29 protein-coding genes are annotated in these 22,266 nt (G+C 32.2%); 7 read left to right on the top strand and 22 right to left on the bottom strand.

Annotation, left to right across the window (positions count from 1 at the left end):
- Positions 1–30: 30 nt before the first annotated feature.
- The 9 genes from RAH41_RS14650 to RAH41_RS14610 all read right to left on the bottom strand — a co-directional run bounded on the left by RAH41_RS14650 (position 31) and on the right by RAH41_RS14610 (position 6,997).
- A complete protein-coding gene (locus RAH41_RS14650; protein WP_331223458.1) occupies positions 31–561 on the bottom strand; it encodes a spore maturation protein in 531 nt (176 codons plus the stop codon).
- Positions 562–1,155 (bottom strand): nucleoside recognition domain-containing protein, encoded by a 594-nt coding sequence (locus RAH41_RS14645; RefSeq protein WP_331223457.1) that lies wholly within the window; start codon positions 1,153–1,155, stop codon positions 562–564.
- Complete coding sequence (locus RAH41_RS14640; RefSeq protein WP_331223455.1) at positions 1,148–2,302, bottom strand: D-alanyl-D-alanine carboxypeptidase family protein; 1,155 nt, start codon at positions 2,300–2,302, stop codon at positions 1,148–1,150. The genes RAH41_RS14645 and RAH41_RS14640 overlap by 8 nt, the downstream gene beginning before the upstream one ends.
- Positions 2,303–2,438: 136 nt before the next feature.
- The gene (locus tag RAH41_RS14635) at positions 2,439–3,362 is read right to left on the bottom strand and encodes a superoxide dismutase (protein ID WP_331223454.1); all 924 of its coding nucleotides are present in this window, start codon (positions 3,360–3,362) and stop codon (positions 2,439–2,441) included.
- A gap of 151 nt (positions 3,363–3,513) precedes the next feature.
- Complete coding sequence (locus RAH41_RS14630) at positions 3,514–4,500, bottom strand: aromatic acid exporter family protein (protein WP_331223452.1); 987 nt, start codon at positions 4,498–4,500, stop codon at positions 3,514–3,516.
- Positions 4,501–4,667: 167 nt separating this feature from the next.
- On the bottom strand, positions 4,668–5,162 hold the full coding sequence (locus RAH41_RS14625; protein WP_331223450.1) for a DUF3907 family protein: 495 nt from the start codon (positions 5,160–5,162) through the stop codon (positions 4,668–4,670).
- An 18-nt stretch (positions 5,163–5,180) separates the two neighbouring features.
- A complete protein-coding gene (locus RAH41_RS14620) occupies positions 5,181–5,573 on the bottom strand; it encodes a hypothetical protein (protein WP_331223448.1) in 393 nt (130 codons plus the stop codon).
- A 72-nt stretch (positions 5,574–5,645) separates the two neighbouring features.
- Positions 5,646–6,227 (bottom strand): SMC-Scp complex subunit ScpB, encoded by a 582-nt coding sequence (gene scpB / locus RAH41_RS14615; RefSeq protein WP_331223447.1) that lies wholly within the window; start codon positions 6,225–6,227, stop codon positions 5,646–5,648.
- Positions 6,227–6,997, bottom strand: coding sequence for a segregation/condensation protein A (locus RAH41_RS14610; protein ID WP_331223446.1), 771 nt, complete (start codon positions 6,995–6,997; stop codon positions 6,227–6,229). The genes scpB and RAH41_RS14610 overlap by 1 nt, the downstream gene beginning before the upstream one ends.
- Before the next feature lie 206 nt (positions 6,998–7,203).
- Between RAH41_RS14610 and RAH41_RS14605 the strand changes: the two genes are divergently transcribed.
- Complete coding sequence (locus tag RAH41_RS14605; protein WP_331223444.1) at positions 7,204–7,320, top strand: YjcZ family sporulation protein; 117 nt, start codon at positions 7,204–7,206, stop codon at positions 7,318–7,320.
- A gap of 111 nt (positions 7,321–7,431) precedes the next feature.
- Complete coding sequence (locus RAH41_RS14600; RefSeq protein ID WP_331223442.1) at positions 7,432–7,935, top strand: DUF309 domain-containing protein; 504 nt, start codon at positions 7,432–7,434, stop codon at positions 7,933–7,935.
- 40 nt (positions 7,936–7,975) lie between these two features.
- Here RAH41_RS14600 and RAH41_RS14595 read toward each other — a convergent pair whose 3' ends face one another.
- On the bottom strand, positions 7,976–8,335 hold the full coding sequence (locus RAH41_RS14595) for a GNAT family N-acetyltransferase (protein WP_331223439.1): 360 nt from the start codon (positions 8,333–8,335) through the stop codon (positions 7,976–7,978).
- Between the two features lie 328 nt (positions 8,336–8,663).
- On the opposite strand from RAH41_RS14595, the gene RAH41_RS14590 reads away from it, so the two are divergent.
- Positions 8,664–9,293 carry a cupin domain-containing protein gene (locus RAH41_RS14590; protein WP_331223438.1) on the top strand — a complete coding sequence of 210 codons (630 nt, stop codon included), beginning with the start codon at positions 8,664–8,666 and terminating at the stop codon, positions 9,291–9,293.
- A 514-nt stretch (positions 9,294–9,807) separates the two neighbouring features.
- Here the strand turns inward: RAH41_RS14590 and RAH41_RS14585 are convergent.
- Complete coding sequence (locus RAH41_RS14585) at positions 9,808–10,245, bottom strand: peptidylprolyl isomerase (RefSeq protein ID WP_069031815.1); 438 nt, start codon at positions 10,243–10,245, stop codon at positions 9,808–9,810.
- Positions 10,246–10,406: 161 nt separating this feature from the next.
- Here RAH41_RS14585 and RAH41_RS14580 point away from each other — a divergent pair, with 161 nt between their 5' ends.
- A complete protein-coding gene (locus tag RAH41_RS14580) occupies positions 10,407–11,303 on the top strand; it encodes a DUF1002 domain-containing protein (RefSeq protein WP_331223437.1) in 897 nt (298 codons plus the stop codon).
- A gap of 397 nt (positions 11,304–11,700) precedes the next feature.
- Here RAH41_RS14580 and RAH41_RS14575 read toward each other — a convergent pair whose 3' ends face one another.
- The 11 genes from RAH41_RS14575 to RAH41_RS14525 all read right to left on the bottom strand — a co-directional run bounded on the left by RAH41_RS14575 (position 11,701) and on the right by RAH41_RS14525 (position 19,743).
- Positions 11,701–13,161 carry a spore germination protein gene (locus RAH41_RS14575; protein ID WP_331223435.1) on the bottom strand — a complete coding sequence of 487 codons (1,461 nt, stop codon included), beginning with the start codon at positions 13,159–13,161 and terminating at the stop codon, positions 11,701–11,703.
- A complete protein-coding gene (locus RAH41_RS14570) occupies positions 13,158–13,721 on the bottom strand; it encodes a stage V sporulation protein AE (protein ID WP_331223433.1) in 564 nt (187 codons plus the stop codon). The genes RAH41_RS14575 and RAH41_RS14570 overlap by 4 nt, the downstream gene beginning before the upstream one ends.
- 3 nt (positions 13,722–13,724) lie before the next feature.
- Positions 13,725–14,075: a stage V sporulation protein AE gene (gene spoVAE / locus RAH41_RS14565; RefSeq protein WP_097979052.1), complete on the bottom strand. Its 351-nt coding sequence runs from the start codon at positions 14,073–14,075 to the stop codon at positions 13,725–13,727.
- A gap of 11 nt (positions 14,076–14,086) precedes the next feature.
- Positions 14,087–15,094 (bottom strand): stage V sporulation protein AD, encoded by a 1,008-nt coding sequence (spoVAD, locus tag RAH41_RS14560; protein WP_331223430.1) that lies wholly within the window; start codon positions 15,092–15,094, stop codon positions 14,087–14,089.
- 13 nt (positions 15,095–15,107) lie between these two features.
- Complete coding sequence (gene spoVAC, locus RAH41_RS14555; protein WP_025672025.1) at positions 15,108–15,560, bottom strand: stage V sporulation protein AC; 453 nt, start codon at positions 15,558–15,560, stop codon at positions 15,108–15,110.
- Positions 15,561–15,572: 12 nt separating this feature from the next.
- Positions 15,573–15,989, bottom strand: coding sequence for a stage V sporulation protein AB (locus tag RAH41_RS14550; RefSeq protein ID WP_331223427.1), 417 nt, complete (start codon positions 15,987–15,989; stop codon positions 15,573–15,575).
- Complete coding sequence (locus tag RAH41_RS14545; RefSeq protein ID WP_331223426.1) at positions 15,982–16,605, bottom strand: stage V sporulation protein AA; 624 nt, start codon at positions 16,603–16,605, stop codon at positions 15,982–15,984. The genes RAH41_RS14550 and RAH41_RS14545 overlap by 8 nt, the downstream gene beginning before the upstream one ends.
- A gap of 287 nt (positions 16,606–16,892) precedes the next feature.
- Complete coding sequence (gene sigF, locus RAH41_RS14540; protein ID WP_056466881.1) at positions 16,893–17,648, bottom strand: RNA polymerase sporulation sigma factor SigF; 756 nt, start codon at positions 17,646–17,648, stop codon at positions 16,893–16,895.
- Between the two features lie 12 nt (positions 17,649–17,660).
- Positions 17,661–18,101, bottom strand: a complete 441-nt coding sequence (gene spoIIAB / locus RAH41_RS14535) for an anti-sigma F factor (RefSeq protein WP_025672021.1) — start codon at positions 18,099–18,101, stop codon at positions 17,661–17,663.
- Positions 18,101–18,451: an anti-sigma F factor antagonist gene (gene spoIIAA / locus RAH41_RS14530; RefSeq protein WP_069031806.1), complete on the bottom strand. Its 351-nt coding sequence runs from the start codon at positions 18,449–18,451 to the stop codon at positions 18,101–18,103. The genes spoIIAB and spoIIAA overlap by 1 nt, the downstream gene beginning before the upstream one ends.
- A gap of 128 nt (positions 18,452–18,579) precedes the next feature.
- Complete coding sequence (locus tag RAH41_RS14525) at positions 18,580–19,743, bottom strand: D-alanyl-D-alanine carboxypeptidase family protein (RefSeq protein ID WP_331223423.1); 1,164 nt, start codon at positions 19,741–19,743, stop codon at positions 18,580–18,582.
- Between the two features lie 195 nt (positions 19,744–19,938).
- Between RAH41_RS14525 and RAH41_RS14520 the strand changes: the two genes are divergently transcribed.
- Genes RAH41_RS14520 through RAH41_RS14510 form a run of 3 tightly spaced genes read left to right on the top strand, consistent with a single transcriptional unit; the run spans position 19,939 to position 22,193 of the window.
- Complete coding sequence (locus RAH41_RS14520; protein WP_331223741.1) at positions 19,939–20,319, top strand: GntR family transcriptional regulator; 381 nt, start codon at positions 19,939–19,941, stop codon at positions 20,317–20,319.
- 1 nt (position 20,320) lies between these two features.
- Positions 20,321–21,199: an ATP-binding cassette domain-containing protein gene (locus RAH41_RS14515; RefSeq protein ID WP_331223422.1), complete on the top strand. Its 879-nt coding sequence runs from the start codon at positions 20,321–20,323 to the stop codon at positions 21,197–21,199.
- A complete protein-coding gene (locus RAH41_RS14510) occupies positions 21,192–22,193 on the top strand; it encodes an ABC transporter permease subunit (RefSeq protein ID WP_331223420.1) in 1,002 nt (333 codons plus the stop codon). Before RAH41_RS14515 ends, RAH41_RS14510 begins: the two co-directional genes overlap by 8 nt.
- The last annotated feature ends 73 nt before the right edge of the window (positions 22,194–22,266 follow it).

Here is a 22,266-nt window from a genome sequence, read left to right as displayed (position 1 = left end):
TCGCTCTCCATGGGACGTATTGTGTTTAGTTTACGAAAAGAACATTGTTACAAAAATAATTGAAAAAATAATACTAATTGCATCTGCGATTAGACCGACTTTTAATGCATCACCCATTTTTCGAATACCTACTGCTCCAAAATAAACCGTTAGAACATATAACGTTGTATCTGTACTACCTTGCATAGTTGAAGCTAGTCTTCCTATAAATGAATCCGGTCCATATGTTTTAATTAAATCCGACGTAATACCTAAGGCAGCTGAACCAGAAATAGGTCGAATAATTGCTAGCGGAAAGACTTCTGCAGGAATACCTAGTGAACTTAATAACGGGCGCATAAGTTCTACACAAAACTCTAGAGCACCTGATGCTCTAAAGATCGAAATGGATACTAGCATCCCTACTAAAAATGGGATTAATTGTACAGCAATTGTTACACCTTCTTTTCCACCTTCTACAAAAGATTCATACGTCGGTACTTTTTTCCAAGTTCCATGTATTAAAATGACAGCGATAATAAATGGAATGATATAAAGTGAGAGTGTATTCATATATCCCATTTATTTTCTCCCCTTTCGATTTCGCCTACTTGCAAAAAAACTATTTACTGCAAGTCCCCCAATAAATGAAACGACTTGTGCAAGGATTGTAACTCCTACTATTTCAGTCGGATTTGAAGAATGATAGGACATTCGAACTCCTATGACAGTTGTAGGAATTAGTGTGATTGCACTTGTATTTAACGTTAAAAATGTAATCATGTCATCACTAGCTTCATTACTATTTCTATTTAATACTTTTAGTTGTTCCATCGCCTTTATTCCTAATGGGGTTGCAGCATTTCCTAAACCGAATAAATTGGCCACCATATTTGACATAATATAACCAAGAGCTGGATGGTCTTTAGGAATTCTTGGAAACAAGAATGCTAGAAATGGTTGAAATATTTTTGAAAGAATTTTTAATAATCCTGATTCTTCTGCTATACGCATTAAGCCTAACCAAAAAACAAGAACACTTACTAGTCCAATAATAATGGTAATTGCTTGTTTTCCTCCGTCAAATACTGCTTTATTTACTTCGTCCATCGTGCCATTAATCATCGCAAAAATAAAACCAATTATCGTAAGAGCAACCCAAATGATATTAACCATCAGAGTGCTCTCCCATTAAGTTTAATAGAACTTGTTTTCCATTTTGGATGATTTCTTTCGTAAATACTTTGACCTTACTATCACTATAAAAAATATTCCTAAATCCAATTTGTTCACCTTCTAGTTCAATAATTGCTTTACCAACAATTGCATCATTCGCGATTTTTTTCTTGGTCGGCTTTTGCATTTCAATTGTAATTCTTACTTGATCACGCTCTTTTTTATCTAATGGATAAGAAAAGTCATTTTTTATATAAACATGTCCTTTATATTTTTTATTTGTGACCTCCTTAATTCCACCTTTACTTAATACTTTCGTTAAAGGATAGTTACTGAAACCATATTCGAAAAGTGACATATGATCTTGCCAATCTTGCCCATCATTTAGTGTTACAACAATTAAATCCATTCCATTTTTTGAAGCAGTTGAAACGAGTGTTCTTTTTGCTTTTTTAGTAAATCCAGTTTTTCCCCCAGTACTATACTTGTACATAAAAGTAAGCAACTTGTTTTTATTCTTCCAAACATAATCCCAAGATTCTGCCGTATTTGGGGCACGATGTACTTTTGTACCTGAAATTTTTGCATATTTAGGATTTTCCATAGCGTATCTCGTTAATAGCGCCATATCATAAGCAGATGAGTAATGTTCTTTTCCTTGCTGATCGAGTCCTGATGGATTGCTAAAATATGTATTACTCATTCCTATTTCTTTTGCTTTCTCGTTCATCATATAAACAAATCCTTCGATGCTACCTCCTACAGCCTCGGCAATTGCATTAGCCGCGTCATTCCCAGATCTAAGCATTAAACCATAGACTAAATCTTCCAGCTTAATTTTTTGACCGGGTTTTAAATAAATGGATGATCCTTCTGTTTGAACTGCTCTTGAACTAATTGTTATCGTGTTTTGCATTTTACCGGACTCTACAGCAAGAATTGCAGTCATTATTTTTGTAATGCTGGCAATTCTTTCAGGGTCATGCATTGCCTTACCATATAAGATTCGTCCAGTTTTTTGATCCATCAAAACAGCATTTCTAGCACTAACTCCTCCAAATGCTTTAACATTATTCGTCGGAATAAGAATTCCGATTAAAAATAAGCCAATGATTCCTAATATCAGCCATTTTTTCATCTTTCGCATCAACTCCACAGTTAGTCCTAATTAGTACAAGTTTACGAATTACATTATAAAAAAATGACTTTTTTTAAGAAAAAAAGTGCTGAACTTGTTCAGATATATAACCTGAGCAATTCCAGCACCTACTTTTTTTCGCAAATTAATAAAAGGGTTGCCATTTTAATTGACTAGCATAATCATATCGATAATTTACATCCGGCCAATTAACTATGTTCCAAAAATTTGTAATGTATGCGTCTTTATCAAATTTATATTGTAAATAATAAGCGTGCTCCCAAACATCCAAAACTAACAAAGGAATTGTATCCCATTGAGTAAAAAATTGATGTTTTTCAGTTTGAAGAATCTCCAACCGATTCGATCTTGGAACCCAAACTAAAATCGCCCAACCGACACCTTCAACTTTTTTAGCAGCTTGTGTAAAATGCTCTTTAAAGTCTTCATAACTTCCGAAGTCATCTTCAATTTGTTTTAAAAGAGCTCCATGAGGTTGCCCTCCACCTGATTTACTTAAATTATTCCAAAATATAGTATGCAAATAATGACCCGACCCATGAAATGCAAGCTCTCTTTCCCAATGCTTTAATAAATCGTATTGCTTATTTTTTCTTGCTTTTTCTAATTCAATTTCAGCTTTATTTAACCCATCTACATAACTTTTATGGTGCTTATCATGATGTAGCATCATAATTTCTTTTGATATATATGGCTCGAGTGCATTATATGGATATGGTAATGGTGGAAGCTCATGTTTACCAATTCCTACTCTCTCTTCGACTTCTATTACCCGATACGCATAGCTATCATCATATTCCTCTTCATTTAAAATTGAAATTAAACGTTCTTGAATATCGTCCACATCCATACTAATTTCATCTAAAAAGGAATTTTGATCTACATAATGACTTTTTGTCCCCATTCTGTTTAGTAAGAGTTTTACTTTATATTCTAATAGTTCTTTTTCTTGAATATGGTCAAATCTTTCAGACAGCAACTGTAATACATTCGCACACCAGATTTCTACCTCCTGAAAGTAAGTGACGAGTTCAGATTGATTTAACATCATACACCTCCATCAGAGAAAATAAATTTCTCTTCTACTTTCCATTGTATGATTTTAAATTTATAGCTATTACTTGTATTCACGTGTTTCACACGATTAATGGAATTTGCGTCATTAAGAAATTAGATCCACATGTTCTTATAATAAATGATTAGTTTAACTTCTCTAAAACAGTCTGATTTTCTGAGTAAAACTCCATTTTTAATGAAATTATTTTTTCCAATTCATATACAATCATCATTAAACTAGCTCTAGTCTCGAACTCATCTCTTGATTCAGGTAATGGCATCTTTCTAAAGTCATTCATCATATGACTGAATTCGCCTAATAATTCAATACCCGTAGATTTTTCTTTTAAGTAAACACCTGTGTCCTCAAAAAATTCAGCGACAATTTTTGAATGCGGATAATTTAAGGCAACTTTTTTTAATAAAGGAATGATTTGATTCGATATGATTTCAAATTGACGTTCTCTCATTTCAAAATAATTAATATAGTATAAGTTCGATTTTATAAAACTATTTTCAACTTGCCTATAAGCTAATGTTTTCGCCGTTTGTAAAAGCATTTTAGTTTCATAAATTAATTCATTTTGTGAATCTTCATCCTTACCCTTCATTTTTAAAGCAATACCTAGTAGTAACATTTTAAAATTTTGCTCAATTTTCTTTTGAGATTCAATCATCTTCTTCTCAATACTCGGCATATATGTATTCATTATTAAAGCAATTAAGATCCCAACTGCTAAAATTTCAACTTGATTAAATAAGAAAGAGATTGATTTATTATTACTCACATAGATTTGCAAAACGATAACTGAACTTGGAATGATTCCCTCTTGTAACTTTAAAGTGACTAATAACGGTATTGTTAAAAGAAAATAAATGACAACTGTTAATGGTGTATAGCTTAAAAATTCAAACATCATCCATCCAATTAACATTGCGATAACTGATGCAACAAATCTTTGAATTGCAACAATAAATGATCTACGTTTTGTATTTTGAATACTTAATAGTGTAACGACAGCTGCAGTACTGTAATTTTGTAAATGTAGCGCTTCTGCAATTAATAGGGATATTCCACTTCCAATTGCTGTTTTAAGTGTCCTTTGTCCAATTGAATACATTTGTTTCATTTTTTATCCTCTTCTCTTACAAAGAAATTTCAATAGTATTGTAACGTATCTTAGCTAAAAATTTCTAGATATATCCAATTTTTTTGAGTTTTGTTCAAAATGAAAAGACTAGAAAATTTCTAGTCTTGTTCTTTTCACATTATTATTTACATTTAATTAATTTCTAATTATTGTTTGTATTGTTGCATAAGTTTTGTTGAATAATCTGTTTCATAATACTCAAGTTCTTCTCGCATTTGTTGAAAAACTTTTTCTAATGACGAAAATAGGTCTTGGATCGTATCTGGTACAGTTTTAAAAAATGTAATTGCTTGGTTACCAGTGTATGCTGAACGACTATTTTCATACCATGCATCGTTTTTAGGAGAGAAGAATTCTGCGATACATCTGTGATAAATTTTATGTAAAGTATCTTCAGCTGTTGCTTTATGGAACTGTCCACTTAAAATTTTCTCACAAACTTCTTTAGCATCCTCACAATATACTGTAATTCTACGTAATGAAGAAAGTATTTTTTCTAAGTAGTTAGAATCCACTGCTTGGTTTTCATGTTGAAATGACGGTAAAGAATTCTTATTTAAAAATAAATTACACTCTAGACCAACAATCCCTAATTGATTACCAACAATTTTTAATTGATGCTCTACCATCTTATTCGACATTTTTTTCCCTCCGTTAATTTAGATCGATATTTCAATTTTATTTGAACTTTGTTTAATACTTCTCACATATCCAACTAATTTATCAAAATCAGCACCTTGTAGCTCTTTTACAAATTGATCTAATTCATTAATATATATTCGCTTTCTTCCACGATAATCAGGATTTTTAATAATTAACGCAAGTGCAACTATATCACGGAAATCTACTGATTGATCGCCATTTTCATCTAATCTTGTTTTTAAATCACTTACTTCAGAAAGTTGTTCTTCAAAAAAGCGAACATATAAGACAGAAGTTACAATTTTTTGACCATTGTATTCATATTCAACTTCAGAACGATTAAAAAAATCTTCTGAAGTGTTTGGTTGAGCCTTTACTAATTCATACCCATGACAATTATAAATTAACAATTCTTTCACCCTCCAAGATTTCCATATTACTAGTTTAACATAGGATACAGTTAGATTTGCAGAATTTTTTAACTAATCTTGTTTTTCAAATTTGCTAAAAAATAGATCTGCTTCTTCTTCTACCTCTTCCATTTTTAAATCTTGTGGTAGTGGAGGTAATTCTTTAATGTTTTTTAGGCCAAAATAATCTAAAAACTCTGAAGTAGTGCCATATAAAATTGCACGTCCAGTACCTTCAGCCCGTCCAACTTCTTTAATTAGATATTTCGAAACAAGAGTTTGAATTGGTTTTTCAGTCTTAACTCCACGAATATCTTCAATTTCTGTCCTAGTAATTGGTTGTTGATATGCAACAATCGCTAAAGTTTCTAATGCTGCTTGTGACAACGAAGAGTTCGATGGACTTTCAACTAATTTTTTGAAAAACTCACCATGCTCCCTCTTTGAAGTAAGTTTATATCTGTTAGCTAAAATTCTAATTTGTAATCCTCTGTTAGGATTTTCATATTCTCTTTTTAGACTCTCAATTAATTCTAATACATCGGTTTGAGTTAATTCTAAAGTCTCAGATAGCTCGACGATTGATATCCCTTCATCGCCTGCTACAAATAAAAGTCCTTCTAGAATTCCTACTAATCTTTTTTCCTGTTCCATTACAAGTACACCTCAGCTTGCTTATCTTCAAAAACCTCCCGTGATGTTAGAAAAATTTCTGAAAAGTTTTGTTCCTGTTCTACTACAATGTCTTTTGTTTTCATTAACTCCAAAATCGCTAAAAAAGTAACTACAATACTTTCTTTATCATTATATGGAAATAAACTGATGAAATTAGTTCTCTTTTTTATACTTTTTAAGTAGGTAATAATTTCGCCCATTCTTTTTTCGATTGATATTTCTTCTCGAACAATTTTAGTTTGTAGCGGTTCTTGTAGCTTTTTACGTTTAAATAGCTTTTGAAGTGCACCAAACATATCGTATATTGTCACATCAGTCGGCATGACAATATCTTCTGGTCTAGGTCCATATTCAGACAAATCAACCGGGTTTCGTGTGAAAATCATCGCCCGTTCGGATTCTTTTTCCTGAAATACGATCGCCGCTTCTTTAAATTGCTTATATATTATTAATCGATTCATTAATTCTTCTCTAGGGTCTTCTTCAAGTATTGCATCCCAATCAGCTTGTTCTTCATGATTAGGTAAAATACTTTTACTTTTCATCGCAAGTAATTCAGCTGCCATCACTAAATATTCACTTGCAATATCTAATTCTAATTCTTTCATTGTATGAATATATGAAACATATTGATCTGTTATTTCAGATACAGGTATATCATAAATATCAATTTCAAATCGTTGAATTAAATGAAGTAATAAATCTAATGGCCCTTCAAATGCATCAATTTTAACTTCATATTGCTTCACAAACTACTCACCAACTTACTTTAAAATAAAAATATACTCTATAACAGTATAAAGTATTATTTCATAAAACTATAAAACAGAAAAGGTTTTTTCATCGATGAAGTTACTTTGTTCCTAAATTTTTAGTTTTGCGCCTATACCATTTTCTTCAAATTTTCATAAGATATCAGTGCAAGAGAATTTTTTTTTGGTAAGGAGGTTATTTCATGGGTAAAGGTGCTGTTTCTCCAGAGTTCGGCGGTTTTGGCCACGGCAGGGGCTTTGCTTTAATCGTAGTATTATTTATTTTATTAATCATCGTTGGATGTGCTTTCGTCTGTTAATTTAACCCTGTGAATAAACAAAACGTGAAAGTCTAGACATTAGCTCTAGGCTTTCTTCTTTTTAAATCATTCCATTTCTGATAAAATTTTAGTAATAAAGAGGTGAAAAACTTGGTCCATTACAATAAAAGCGAACGATACATAAAATATTTATGTCATTTCCATTTCGATCAAGATTTTTTTGAATGTCATGAAATTCTTGAGGAACAATGGAAACTTGAATTAAATGATCAATATAAAAAGGTCTGGTTAGGTTTAATCAGATTATCGGTAGTGTTATATCATTATAGAAGAAGAAACTTTACTGGTGCTAAAAAATTATTTCGACACGTCATTACCTTTTCAAATGATTTTAATTTAGTGAATATGGCTGGAATTGATCAATTGCGCTTTCAACAAATCATATCAGATTTACAGCTAAAACTTCAAAACGAAACGGAATTTCACCCTTTCGATCTCCCAATATATGACCAAGAATTAATAGAAAGATATCAAAATCAAAAAGAAAATTACTCGACTTTTACGGAAGATTTAATTAATAAACATTCTACAAGAGATCGAACAGATGTCATTTCGGAAAGATTAAAACAATTAGAATTACGTAGAAAAAATTAGCGTTATAGGAAAAGGTGCTCAGGATATTGAGCACCTTTTTCTATAATACTTTCAAACTAACATGGCAATGTTCAATAAATGAAGCAATTTCTTGAGTTGTTACGATTGTATAGTCTGTATACTGAGATCTAATAGCATCGTAAAGTGAAGTTGCAATACCTTGATTTCGGAATGAAGGGTTTACACTTAAATGTTTAATCATAATAACCTTATCTGGTAGTAGTTGTATTCCAATAATCCCAACAATATCGTCTAATTTCCAAAGGAATAAATGATTATCATCTTTAGTTTCATAATCTTTAATCGTATTTACTAAGCTCTTCACATTCTTTTCATTCGGCATAAACGAAAGCAGGCCCATTGCAATTTTCTCATATGTTTTCTTATACCTAATTAACATGTTAACCCCTCTTAAAAATTATTAAAACTCTAATTTGCTTCTAAACCAATACATAATATATGATTGATTATCCCTCTATAGTACGGTAAATATAAAAAATTCGTTCCAAATATATCAATATTTCAAATATATAATTCTCACATTTTTCTGTCAAGTCTAAAAAATCAGAGAGAAAAAAACGGGATCTATGATACAAGAGAGAATATTAAATAATTTAGAGACTAGTTATTATTCTTCCTGTCCTTCCCACCTTATAGGCTTTTGTCACCAATTTTAGAAGTTTGAATACAGTAAATTTTAGTTAGAGTTCTATAAAAGGGTGATCATTATGAGATTAGATTTAGATTATACATCGCCAAGTATTCAATTTACTTATGATATCAATAAAAACCATGCCTTTGTGAAAGATAATCAAAACTTTATCAATCAATTAAGCGTTAATGATTTGAATACTTTGGATAATTTGTCTTTATTGGATATATATTTAAGTGTAAATAATGTTGTAGAGCCACATTATCATCAAAATTCATCAGAATTAGTATATTGTATTTCTGGGGCCGCAGTTGTATCGATTTTGAATCCTTATACAAAGCAACTATTAAATTTCCCAATTACTCCTGGTCAAGTTGCAAACGTACCACAAGGATGGTGGCATTATGAAATTGCAACTGTTGACAATACTCATCTATTAGCAATATTTAATGCGCCTTCCCCTGATGTAATTTTATTCTCTGATTTAATGAAATTTACACCTTCAAATATCGTCTCACATACTTACTGTCTTGATGAAAACCAATGGAAAAATGCAACAGCAAATTTACAACCTTCTATATTTATAGGACCACCAAAAAACTGTAATCGACAAGCTCATAATCAGCATGAATTTGTAAATCAGCAGAACCATACTAATTATCAAAACTCCTATTACAACCAAATTTATTATCAACAGCGTTTTTAAATGCAAAATAAAAGGGCGAACAAGAAGTGAAATTAAATTTGGGCAAGTGCAAATAAAAAAATCATGTGGAAATAGATTAAAATAGTCAAAAATATTAGAAGAAATAACATGCAATAGAATGTGAAACAATTAAAACTAAATTTACATCCAAATTAATGTTCAATAAATAGTTCGAGCTGTTTATCGAATAATTTCTCTGTTCAATCAACAATGAGCCACAAAGAAATTTTCTTTGTGGTTTTCTTTATTTGAGATCTAATTTGGAAAGACAGAATTATAAGGATCATTACTAATAAATATTCTTTAGTCTTGTCGTAAAATTTACTTATTCTTTATTATTTGAACAAAAAGGAAAAATATATAAATGTAAATAAAAAGTAGACTAACAGAAATGTTAGTCTACTTTTTATTTATTTTATCTCTTACAAAAAATTAAAATGTATATGAAAAGTTGATATATCAAGCTTTTCAGAACATACTTTGTTACTAAAGTACTCGGTCAAAACACTTAAATCTATTCTTCGTCCCAAACCTTCACTTCTTGCATAACATCGCCATTACGCATTCTTAAAACTGTATCCATACCCTCGATTACTTGACCGAAAACTGTATGTACGCCATCTAAATGTGGTTGTGGCTCGTGAACGATAAAGAATTGGCTACCGCCAGTATCTTTTCCAGCATGTGCCATTGATAAAGCTCCAGCTTTATGTTTTAATGGGTTACCAACAGTTTCACATTTAATTTTGTATCCTGGGCCACCTGTTCCATTACCGTTTGGATCTCCACCTTGAGATACAAATCCAGGAATTACACGGTGGAAAGTTAGTCCATTGTAAAAACCTTCACGGATTAATTTTTCAAAGTTTTCAACTGTACCTGGTGCATGCTCTGGGAATAATTCGATTAAGATTTGTTCACCATTTTCAAATGTAATACTTGCTTTTTTCATAATAAAAAATCCTCCTTATGTATGTACAACTTTATAAGACTTAAATTGTCCTATATTTTTCATTACTGAATAAATTAGTAACGCTGATATTATCATACAAAAAACAAAAAGTAATGACAAGTTTTCGAAAAGTACTATAATAGTGTTGTAAGATGTAAAAAATGGATTATTGTAAAGGGAGTGTCTCTTTGTTAAAACGAAAGTTATTAGCGTTCACCTTATCAATGGGATTAGTAGCTATGCCTTTATCGGTATTTGCTGATGCTGTTCCGGGTGAAACGATTGTTACTCTTGGGCAAAATTTATCTGAAACGCAAAAGAAATCATTATTAGCTGAAATGGGTGCGCCATCTGATGCTAGAATTGTGACTGTTTCAAATCAAGAGGAGCATAAATATTTAGATGGTACTGTGCCTAGTGCTCAAATCGGTACTCGAGCTCTTTCATCTGCTATGATTACAATTGGTGAAAAAAATACAGGTATCGTTGTTCAATCAAATAACATTTCATGGGTTACTAACTCAATGTATACAAATGCTTTAATCACGGCTGGATTAAAGGATGCAAATATTGTCATTACTGCACCATTTCAAGTCTCTGGTACAGCTGCTTTAACTGGGATTATGAAGGCTTATGAGCTAAGTTCAGGTGAAGTTATACCTGATGATGTTAAAAAAGTTGCAAATGAAGAAATGGTTAAAACTGCTGAGCTTGGTGATTCAGTAGGTAATGAAAAAGCTGTACAACTTGTCACTAAAGTGAAAGAAGAACTAGCTAAAAATCCAAATATGTCAACCGATGAATTAAAATCATTAATTGATCGATTAGCAAAGGATCTTGGTATTACATTAACTGCAGATCAAAAGGCTAGTTTAATGTCTTTATTTGAAAAAATGAAAGATTTAAATATAAATTGGGATCAAGTAGGAAACCAATTGACCAAAGCTAAAAATAAAATTTCAGAATACCTAAATTCTAAAGAAGGTCAATCTTTTATTCAAAAACTTAAAGATTTCTTCTCCGCATTATTTGATGCGATTCTTTCATTCTTTAAATAATAATAAAAAACCCGGTTACTAAAAATAACCGGGTTTTTCTTTGTTAAAAAGAAGTTTTTTTCACTGTAGTATGCTTGTCCCATGGGAATGAACTGAGCGACGCATAAGCCCTAGCTACATAAGCCTTGATTGTGCAAATAATTTGAGAATCGCAATTAAAATTAACAAAAACTTCAGTTTAACTCCATAGAAACGCAAATAAAGAGTAACGTTACTAGTATAGGTATTTTGAGTAAAAGCTACCACCATAAAATCTGATGAAAATTGGTTATTCCTATAAAAAGTACAATTTTATCTACTAAAAATAAAAAGCGCTGTAGAGATAGCACTCGCAGCGCTAGTACATTCTTGAGGGTGTTGTCAGTAAGGACAGTTTCCTCTTTTATTTATAAGTAAATTAAATGGTAGCATCACCGATTGTTTTTCCACCTTTTTGATGTTGACTTTCACTAGCTTTTGTACGGATCACTAAATGCCAGAAGGCTCTACCATCAAATGGGATAAATGGCCAAAAATAAGGTGTATTTAAAGTATTGAGGCTTGCTAAAAACAGTATAAATAATGTTGAACCAATCATAAAACCTTTAACACCTAATATTGCAGTAAAAATTAATATCAAGAATTTGGCTAGTTTATTTGCAAGTGCTAGCTCATAACTAGGTGTCGCATATGATCCAATCATTGACACAGCTGTATATAATACTACTTCTGGTTGGAAAAGGCCAACATCAATTGCGACTTGTCCAATCAATACGGCTGCAATAATCCCCATCGAAGTGGAAACTGCATTTGGTGTATGTATACTTGCCATTCTTAGGAATTCAATCCCTACATCTGCAATAATTAATTGTAAATAAATTGGAATATTACTTGTTTCTTTTGGACCTATATAACTTAATGATTTTGGTAAAACCTCTGGATAATTACATAACAGTAACCAAAATGGTAATAAAAAGACTGACATAAATATCCCCATATAACGGACCCAACGAAGGAATGTTCCGACTGTAGGAGTTTGTCTAAATTCCTCAGCATGTTGCATATGGTGGTAATATGTTGCAGGCGTTATGATTACGCTTGGGGAAGTATCTACGATAATACATACATGTCCTTCCAATATATGGTTTGCAACAACGTCAGGTCTTTCCGAATATCTAACTAAAGGAAATGGATTATACCCTTGCTTTAAAATAAATTCCTCTAATTTCTTATCTGACATTGTAAGACCATCAACGTGGATACCTGTAATTCGATCCCGAACTTCTTTAACAAGTTCAGCGTGCGCTAAACCTTCTATATAAGATAAACAGATATCTGTCTTTGAACTTTCACCTACTTGAAGAATTTCATTTCTTAAATTTTCATCGCGAATACGTCTTCTAATTAGGCCAGTATTATTTATAATGTTTTCAGTAAAACCATCTCGCGAACCACGAACTACTCGCTCTGTATCCGGTTCTGTTGGACCACGTCCAGGATAACTTCTAACATCGACTGCAAGTCCTTTGTCTTCCCCATCAACTAATACTACGATTAAGCCAGATAATACTTTCTTAATAACATCTTCAAAAGTTAAAACGATCTCTACTGATTGATGGACAATTGTATCCTCAATATTTTTAAACATCGATTTATTTTTCTCGACTTTTTCTAACCCAATTAAGTCATCAAGGAATCTTTGAATAAAGCTTGTATCTGTTAATCCGTTAACATAGTATAGATTTACTTCAACTTTATTTACAAATATCACACGTTTTCCGACATCAAAACTTACTCCATAACCTATTCGATCACTTATTGTATGAGCATTTGTCACTAATTTATTTGTAAGTTTTGTCGGCTCTTTTTTCGTAGTCATTTGAGTTCACTCCTCTCGAGAATATATTCAATTGCTTTTCTTGTAATGGGTGAACCGATTTCAATATCATCTCTTCCACCCATTTTTCCAATATCGCCGATTCCTAAAATGAAAGGAATATTTAGTTGATCTAAGTTATAAACGGTGTCTCCATTTATTCTTCCGATTTCAATATCCGGTACTCCATACTTATCGACACCGTATTCAGTTAAATTCCCTTCATTATCGATACTTACATCTACTTTTGTCCATTCTTGATGATGTGTATTTGATGCTACTGCAAGTGCAGCAATAACTTCAATATGTTTATCACTCGCAACATATTTTAAAGCTTTTTCTCCAGGACCTTCTCCCATAAAGCCACTATCATCAAACAATACAAATACTGGTTCTTTTTGTGCTTGCATTATGATTTCAACCATTCTCTTTCCAGAGAACTTAGTGGGATTACCTTTAGATTGTGATATTGTGCATCCGCCAAATTGCTTTGCCAAATACTCAATGCTCCGATGTGCATATACATCTCCGTCGGTTACGATAATGATCCTTTTCTTTTTCATAAGTTAACCTTTTGGCTTAAAAATAAGTGCAATTATAAATGAGAATAAAATTGCTGCTGAAATCCCAGATGAAGTTAAGGAAAAGATCCCCATTCCAATACCAATAAATCCGTGATCACTCGCTTCTGCCATCGCTCCATGTAATAATGAATGGCCAAAACTAGTAATTGGAACGGTTGCACCTGCACCGGCAAATTTTATTAACTTATCGTAAATGCCAAACCCATCTAAAATTGACCCAATTACTACAAATATGCACATCACATGCCCTGGTGTTAATTTTGTGAAATCAAAAAATAATTGCCCAATTACACAAATTAGACCTCCTACTATAAAAGCATTAACAAAATCCATCTGAACACCTCCTAACAGCTTTCGAAAACGACAGCATGTGAAATAGTTGGAATTGATTCTTTCTGTTGAATCATTGTTGGACTTAAAAGAGCACCGGTTGCCGCTACTAAAATTCGTTTATAAGTGCCTTTATTTAATTCTTGAAATAAATGACCATATGTTACAACCGCTGAACAAGCACATCCACTTCCGCCAGCAAAAACTTCCTGATTTTCTCGATCATAGATTAGCAATCCACAATCATTGTATTTTCCTGCCATGTCATACCCTTCTTCTCTCACTAGTTGCTCGCAAATTGGTGCGCCTACAGCGGAAAGATCTCCTGTTACAATAAAATCGTAATCATCAGGTGTCGTATTTGTGTCCTTAAAGTGTTGTACGATTGTATATGCTGCTGCTGGTGCCATGGCAGAGCCCATGTCGAATGGATCTGTCAATCCTAAATCCTGAACGGTACCAATTGTTGCGCTTTTAACTTTTATTTTGCTTTTTTTATTAGAAAGGAGAACACTTCCTGCTCCAGTTACTGTAAAAGTTGCAGAATCTGGTTTTTGTCCACCATATTCTGTAGGGTATCGATATTGCCTTTCAGCAGTAGCATTATGGCTACTTGTTGCTGCCAATGCCATTTTTGCATAGCCACTATCGATTAACTGTGCACCTAGTGCAGCTGTTTCCATAGAAGTTGAGCATGCACCAAACATACATAAAAAAGGAAGTTGCAATTCCCTTGCCATAAAGTTTGCAGTAACATTTTGATTTAGTAAATCACCTGCTAAAAATACATCGATATCTTCAACAGTTTTATTTGCTTTTTTTAGTGCAACTGAAATTGCATTTCTCATTAATGCTCTTTCTGCTAATTCCCAATTATCTTCATTACAATGTAGATCTTCATAAGCATAATCAAATTTGCCACCTAACAGTCCCAAGTTTTCTCTTGGTCCTACAGCGGTTCCAGATGCTTGGACATAAACACCATTTTGAAACTCCCACGTTTGTTTACCGACTAAAGCCATATGTACTCACCTCCTAAAAGAATACTTTAAATGCGTATCTGATCATTCCAACGATGTATGCCGAAACAACTCCATAAACAATTACACAACCAGCTAGTTTAAACATATTTGTTGCAACCCCTAAAACAAGACCTTCACTTCGATGTTCCATAGCAGCACTCGTCATAGAGTTGGCAAAGCCTGTTACAGGAACAGCCGATCCTGCACCTGCAAATTGTCCAATTTTGTCATATATACCAAACCCTGTCAGTAAGCTAGAAATTAATACAAGTGTAGCTACCGTTGGATCACCCACATTTTTTTCAGTAAAGTTAAAATAGTTAATATAGATTTTCGTAATACACTCACCTAAAAAACAAATAAATCCTCCAACTAAAAACGCTTTAATACAATTTTTTAATACCGGCTTTTTTGGTTGGTATGGTTTTATATTCTCTTTATAATTAGCTTTTAATTTCCCACTCATTTCATCCATCCTTTACTCTATAAAATAAATCCAATGAAATAACGACCCAAAAACTTTACCTAGTGCAATTGCCATTAATAAGTAAACAATTTTCTTTTGAATGCCAATTCGTTTCGCTAAGATTGGAAAAACGTTTAATACTTCGGTTAACGCTGCAGCTAACATCCCAATAAAAATACCTGCTAATAGCCCAATAAAAACTGAAAAGATATTCGGCAAATTAAAAACAGTATTTCTTAAACTAATCCAGCAACCAAAAATTGCTCCCAAAATAACTGCAAACTCATAAGCTCGAATTTTTTTAACCGTTTTTGTTAACTGCGTTAGTCTCGGAATGATTCCAATTACTGATAAAAATGCTACAAAGCCAGTACCAACAGCTATACCTCCCGAAAAACCTACAAACACTATAAACAATTCTCTAATCATCGGTATTTACACTTTTGTTTGGCTTTTTATTTTCGTTTACTAGCACATATTCATCCATTGAGCGTTGATACTGAAACATTTCTACTTCAAGAGGACTCGGTTCTTCGTTTAATCTAGTCTTAAACCATTGATTAAAAAATAAAATCATCCCAATTCCTAGTCCAAAAGAATATGGTACTTGAAGTAATAAAGGTTTATGATTATGTTCCCCTGTAATCATATAGTAAATTCGTTGTTGAACCTGTTGCATGCTAACATCTTCGTGGAAATAAATAATTGCTAATGAAGAACCTGTAAATAACAAGATCCAAACGAAACAAAACAGGAAAAAACGATCCTTTGAAACTTCATTTTTAAGTTCTATTATGCACATCGTCACTCCAACGATCTCAAACGAAATATCAGGTTCGATTTCAAGAATTAATGGTAAAAGCTCTAGAATATCAATAACTGTATGTGTACCATCCTCCTTTTTTGATTCATGTACAATAATGTTTTGAATTTGGGTTAAATCAACATTAATCCCTTGTAATCGTGCAATCTCACCTAGATGTACACGTTTACCTACTTGTACAACGATTCGATTAAGTAATTTAATGTATAACACCTTATTCATACTTTCCCCTCAGTTTCAAAGCTTTATGAATTCAATTACATCTAGTATGTGAAAACTTCCCAAAAATATAAGTCCAGTAAGATTGATCTCCAATAGTTCGGTAAGTAAAAATAGGAAAAGTTAATCATTTGCCCTTTCAAAAAGTGTCTGATAGTAGAAATTGAAGATGTTCATCTTTAATTTGAAACCGGAGTTACAATAAAATAACGCCAAAATAAAGACAAAATAAAAAAGCTGAAAATCGTATTGTATTTCCTACGATTCTTCAGCTTTTTTAGCTCAAGATTTTATTTAATTTTGTCTTTCATTTGTTGGAGAATCTTTTTCTCTAGTCTTGAAACCTGTACTTGAGATATTCCTAATCGTTCAGCAACTTCTGATTGAGTTTGATCTTTGTAATATCTTAAATAGACAATTAATCGCTCTCGATCATCTAGTTGTTTTATCGCTTCTTTTAATGCAAATTTTTCAAACCAATTTGTCTCATGGTTATCAGCAATTTGGTCTAACAATGTAATTGGATCACCATCATTTTCATACACCGTTTCATGTATTGATGAAGGAGCTCTACTAGCTTCTTGTGCAAGTACAACATCCTCTGGAGTAATTTCCATATGAGTAGCAATTTCATTAATTGTTGGCATTCTTCCAAGCGTTTTACTTAACTCTTCTTTTGCTTTTCGAATCTTATTATTCGTTTCCTTTAATGAACGACTCACTTTAACTGTTCCATCGTCTCGAATAAATCGTTGGATTTCTCCGATAATCATCGGAACAGCATATGTAGAAAATCGCACATCATAAGATAGATCAAATTTATCTACCGATTTCAATAAACCGATACAACCAATCTGAAATAAATCATCTGGTTCATATCCACGGTTAATAAAGCGCTGAACAACTGACCATACAAGTCTCATGTTGTGCCCGACGATGCTGTCTCTAGCCAATTGATCTCCAGCCTGACTACGCTTAATTAACTCTTTTAATTCATGGTCCTTTAACTGCGCACGGGGTTGATCTTGCTTGACTTCTACGTCCATAGGCGATTCTCCTTAATTACTTAAAACATTGCTATTTGATAAGTACTTTTTAACCGTAATCGTTGTACCAACATTAATAGTGGACACAACTTCACATTGATCCATGAAATTCTCCATAATCGTAAATCCCATGCCGGATCTTTCTAAATCTGGTTTTGAAGTGTATAAAGGTTGCATTGCTTCATCTAAATCAGCAATACCAATACCTTCATCCCGAATTGTTAACGTTACTGTTTGATCTTCAAGAAGAACTGAAATGAATACGATTCCTTCAGGATTATTTTCATATCCATGAATAATCGCATTTGTTACAGCCTCAGATACGACAGTTTTAATTTCAGTTAATTCATCTAATGTAGGATCTAGCTGTGTAATAAATGCAGCTACAGTAACACGAGCAAATGATTCATTTTGACTTAATGCGGAAAATTGAAGGTTCATTTCATTTCGCATTATGCCACCCCCAATACATTAAGTCCATTTGACTCATCATCAGCTAAATGAACAATCTTAAATAAACCAGACATGTCGAACAACCGTTTAATTGATGGAGAAATTGAACATACAACCATTTCTCCACCTTTATTTCGAATAACTTTATATCTACCTAAAATGACACCTAAACCAGAACTATCCATGAACGTTAAATGCTCAAGATTTAATAAAATATGTTTGATAGTCTGTGACTCTAATACCTCGTTTACTTGTAAACGTAAATCCTCGGCAGTGTGATGATCTAGTTCCCCTGCAAGTCTTACACAAAGGATTGCATTTTTCACTTCAAGTTCAATATTAAGACTCACTACAATAACCTCCTTATTTGACGGTTATTGAAAGTTTCGTTAAAACTAAACCGAATTCCTTCATGCATGACAAAACTAGTGGTAAAACGCCAAATCTTTTAGTAATACTCGAAATTAGTCGGAAAAAATTAGTTGAATCCTCCAACAGTACGTTTAAATAAATCGTACCAATTTGCTTTACTTACCGATTTATTAGCAACCAAGTCTGTTTTAGATAAAACTTTACTACCTTGTTTTAATACCAAAATTCCGACAACTTGCCCTTTTTTAATTGGTGCTTGAATATTTTTGTTGAGCTGAATATCTTTTGTAATTTTATTCATCGCTTCACCCTTCTTCAATACAACTGAAACTGGGCTTTTTGTGATCACATTTACACCTTTAGACTTACCTTTACTAATACTAAGCCTTTCGATATTCTCACCTTGTTTAATTAATTGCTTTACTTGATATTGATTGAATGCGTAATCAAGTAAATTTGTCATTTGTGCATTTCTTTCTTTAGAAGTTGGTGCACCCATTATCACGCTAACTACTCGCATATTGTTCTTTTTAGCTGTTGCTGTTAAACAATATTTTGCTTCTGCAGTAAATCCAGTTTTCAATCCATCAGCTCCTGGATAAAAACGGACTAGTTTATTCGTATTAACTAACCAAAATTGTTTTTCAGTATCTTTTCTCAAGTAGTCTTCATAAGTACCAGTAAACTTTGTGATTAAAGGATATTTTAATAGCTCTCTTCCCATGATTGCCATATCATAAGCAGATGAATAATGACCAGGTGCTGGTAGCCCAGTTGGGTTTTCAAAATGTGTGTTTTTTAATCCTAACTGTTTTACTTTTTTATTCATTAGAGCAACAAACGCCTCTTCTGTACCTGCAATTTTCTCTGCCATTGCGACCGATGCATCATTTCCTGATGCGATTGCAATCCCTTTTAACATTTCTTTTACTGTCATCTCTTCACCAGGTTCTAAAAAGATTTGTGATCCGCCCATTGACGCAGCATGTTCACTTGTCATTACTTTATCATCTAACCTGAGTTTTCCTTTATTGATTTCTTCCATAATAATAAGCATTGTCATAATCTTAGTCATACTTGCTGGTGGAAGCTCTTTTCTAGCATCTTTTTCATATAAGATTTTCCCAGTATCTTGTTCAATAATTACGGAAGATAATGCACTTTTTGCCAAACTTACATCATTATTTTGTGTCTCTCTTGCATTTACTTTAGGTAGTGATAAAGAAAAGATCATAACACTACTTAAAAGAGTTAATAATACCCTTTTCATCTATAACCCTCCATTCTTTTCATACATATTTTTTCCAAATATAAGTAGTTTAATCAACCACAGAAGAAAATATTAGAAAGAATGGAACTATTTACACATATGAGAACATATGATATAAGTAAAGTGTATTAATTACACCCATACACTTAATACACTCCATACACTTAAGAAAATATTTGAGGTGGTGATCTCTTGATGATTATTTTAGACCCAAGAAGCCATTTACCCCTTTGGGAGCAAATTGTTCTACAAACAAAAGAACAAATGCTAAAAAAGATTTTGGTAAATGGAGATAAACTTCCTTCCGTGCGTGAATTAGCAACTACATTACTAATCAATCCAAATACTGTTAGTAGAGCCTATCAAGAACTAGAGCGCACTGGTGTCATCGAAACGATAAGGGGAAAAGGAACATATGTAATTGGATTAACAAAAGAGACTGTTTCAACAGATACCCTTTTAAAATATAAAAATAAACTTTCCAATTTATTAATTGATTGTTTAACAGATGGCGTAAAAGAGGAAGAAATAATTAGTTGGGTAAAAGAGTTTTATTCTAATAAAGGAGCTGAATAGTTTGTTGAATATCCATCATTTAAGTAAAAAACTAGATGAACATGAAGTGTTAAAAGAGCTAAACTTTCAAATAGAAAAAGGTAAAATAACAGGGTTAATCGGTAGAAACGGGGCTGGTAAAACGACTCTTTTAAGGACAATCGTTGGCATTTTATCTCCAGACGAAGGCTCAATTAGTATTGACGATGAAGAGATTAACGAATCGCCAATTACTAAAAGACAAATTGCATATATGAGTGACTCTACGAATTTCATTAATCAATATAGTGTAAAAGAGCTTATAACAATCTATGAACATTCATACCCAAACTTCAATAAACACAAATTTCTAGAAGCATTAAATAAATATAAATTACCTAATACTTCTCTTCGTAAATACTCAAAAGGCATGAAAACACTTATCTATTTATTATTAACGTTTTCAACAGATGCTAAATATGTCATTTTAGACGAACCAACTAACGGTTTAGATCCAGTCGTAAAACGGACAGTTTTGCAATTAATCATTGAATATGCAAGCACAAACTCAGTCGGAGTGATTATTTCATCACATCATCTTGCTGAGCTGGAAAAAATAATTGATCAATATTTATTTATTAAGGATGGAAGAATTAATTCAATCTCTACAATGGAAGACAGTACGAGTCAATTTTATAAATTACAAGTTGCATTTGAAAATGGTTTACCTAAAATATTTGAAGATGACCCGTCTATTTCTGTATTCTCAAAAACAGGCAAGGTAGCAATTATCATTATTAATGGAAATAAAAACGAATATATAAAACGAATGGAAAATGAAAATCCGCTTCTATTAGAAGAACTTCCATTGACATTAGAGGATTTATTTTTCATAAATGATGGAGGGGATTTATATGTTTAGTAAAGCATTGTGGCTTATAAATTCTAAACAATCTAGACTTGCACTTATTTTATTATATCTTATCTATTTGATTATTCTTCCATTTAGCTATTACAATAACACGGATGAATTAAAAAGAGCATTACTAACTCAATCGAGTGATCCTTACCTTTATATATCTGACTTTAGTATGCTAGCAGTTATTTCTCCAATCATTGTCTTAATTTTAAGTATCTTATTAATCGGAATTGGACGAAATACAGGTGGAATTGATTTTCAATTTTCGCTTCCCTATTCACCAAGACAACTTTATCTATCAAAATGGGTATTTGGAATTGCGCATATTTTTATGGCGACTGTTGGATTAATTATTTTAACTCTATTAATCCATTACAATACTAATCTACACAATTATATCGATGCTTCATCATTTGTAACGATTTTTTCTGTCATTTTCCTATTTACAATTGCTTTTTTTACGATTGGTCTTTCAATTGGAACAATTACAGGTCATTATTTTTCTCAAACTCTATTCACTATTTTTACGATTTTCTCACCTAGTATTATCTATTTTAGTATTTATTCAAACTTAAATGGTATCTTCAACTATAAATTACCTATCAATAGCTTTGAAAAAATGATTACTAGTTGGTCTATTCCATATCAAGCAGGCCAACTTTCAATATCAAAGGATTTTAATGAAAAGATCGTTCACTATCCTACAGTAGACTACGGAAATTTAACGATCATTATCCTTTATATTGTTGCATTTTTAATCATCGGTTTATTATGTTATAACAGAAATGCGAATGTCAATAATGGCAAATTATTCGTTTATAAAAAATTCGGTTTATTCGTAAACATCATATTTGTATATCTTTCAGCGACATTAATCGCCTTATTAACATCTACCATTGCAAATGGAAATAACACGATTATTTACGTAATCGGATTGGTAATTGGTACCGTTGTTGGCTATTTCTTTTATAAACGTTTAAATAAATTTTTTGACTAAAATTTTTTAAAATTTAAATTTCAAAAAACAACAAATAAAAAAGCGCTGGTTCTTTAGTAAAAGAATCAGCGCT

It is taken from the genome of Gottfriedia acidiceleris, from assembly GCF_036421055.1.
In the GTDB taxonomy this organism is placed as follows: Bacteria; Bacillota; Bacilli; order Bacillales; family Bacillaceae_G; genus Gottfriedia; species Gottfriedia acidiceleris_C.
This window is presented reverse-complemented; position numbering and strand designations above follow the sequence as displayed.

Coding starts and splice junctions, on each gene's coding strand:
- RAH41_RS14650 (WP_331223458.1), bottom strand. CDS start 561: ATGGGATATATGAATACACTCTCACTTTATATCATTCCATTTATTATC.
- RAH41_RS14645 (WP_331223457.1), bottom strand. CDS start 1,155: ATGGTTAATATCATTTGGGTTGCTCTTACGATAATTGGTTTTATTTTT.
- RAH41_RS14640 (WP_331223455.1), bottom strand. CDS start 2,302: ATGCGAAAGATGAAAAAATGGCTGATATTAGGAATCATTGGCTTATTT.
- RAH41_RS14635 (WP_331223454.1), bottom strand. CDS start 3,362: ATGTTAAATCAATCTGAACTCGTCACTTACTTTCAGGAGGTAGAAATC.
- RAH41_RS14630 (WP_331223452.1), bottom strand. CDS start 4,500: ATGAAACAAATGTATTCAATTGGACAAAGGACACTTAAAACAGCAATT.
- RAH41_RS14625 (WP_331223450.1), bottom strand. CDS start 5,162: ATGTCGAATAAGATGGTAGAGCATCAATTAAAAATTGTTGGTAATCAA.
- scpB (WP_331223447.1), bottom strand. CDS start 6,227: ATGGAACAGGAAAAAAGATTAGTAGGAATTCTAGAAGGACTTTTATTT.
- RAH41_RS14605 (WP_331223444.1), top strand. CDS start 7,204: ATGGGTAAAGGTGCTGTTTCTCCAGAGTTCGGCGGTTTTGGCCACGGC.
- RAH41_RS14595 (WP_331223439.1), bottom strand. CDS start 8,335: ATGTTAATTAGGTATAAGAAAACATATGAGAAAATTGCAATGGGCCTG.
- RAH41_RS14590 (WP_331223438.1), top strand. CDS start 8,664: ATGAGATTAGATTTAGATTATACATCGCCAAGTATTCAATTTACTTAT.
- RAH41_RS14585 (WP_069031815.1), bottom strand. CDS start 10,245: ATGAAAAAAGCAAGTATTACATTTGAAAATGGTGAACAAATCTTAATC.
- RAH41_RS14580 (WP_331223437.1), top strand. CDS start 10,407: ATGGATTATTGTAAAGGGAGTGTCTCTTTGTTAAAACGAAAGTTATTA.
- RAH41_RS14575 (WP_331223435.1), bottom strand. CDS start 13,161: ATGACTACGAAAAAAGAGCCGACAAAACTTACAAATAAATTAGTGACA.
- RAH41_RS14570 (WP_331223433.1), bottom strand. CDS start 13,721: ATGAAAAAGAAAAGGATCATTATCGTAACCGACGGAGATGTATATGCA.
- spoVAE (WP_097979052.1), bottom strand. CDS start 14,075: ATGGATTTTGTTAATGCTTTTATAGTAGGAGGTCTAATTTGTGTAATT.
- spoVAD (WP_331223430.1), bottom strand. CDS start 15,094: ATGGCTTTAGTCGGTAAACAAACGTGGGAGTTTCAAAATGGTGTTTAT.
- spoVAC (WP_025672025.1), bottom strand. CDS start 15,560: ATGAGTGGGAAATTAAAAGCTAATTATAAAGAGAATATAAAACCATAC.
- RAH41_RS14550 (WP_331223427.1), bottom strand. CDS start 15,989: ATGATTAGAGAATTGTTTATAGTGTTTGTAGGTTTTTCGGGAGGTATA.
- RAH41_RS14545 (WP_331223426.1), bottom strand. CDS start 16,605: ATGAATAAGGTGTTATACATTAAATTACTTAATCGAATCGTTGTACAA.
- sigF (WP_056466881.1), bottom strand. CDS start 17,648: ATGGACGTAGAAGTCAAGCAAGATCAACCCCGTGCGCAGTTAAAGGAC.
- spoIIAB (WP_025672021.1), bottom strand. CDS start 18,101: ATGCGAAATGAAATGAACCTTCAATTTTCCGCATTAAGTCAAAATGAA.
- RAH41_RS14525 (WP_331223423.1), bottom strand. CDS start 19,743: ATGAAAAGGGTATTATTAACTCTTTTAAGTAGTGTTATGATCTTTTCT.
- RAH41_RS14520 (WP_331223741.1), top strand. CDS start 19,939: ATGATTATTTTAGACCCAAGAAGCCATTTACCCCTTTGGGAGCAAATT.
- RAH41_RS14510 (WP_331223420.1), top strand. CDS start 21,192: ATGTTTAGTAAAGCATTGTGGCTTATAAATTCTAAACAATCTAGACTT.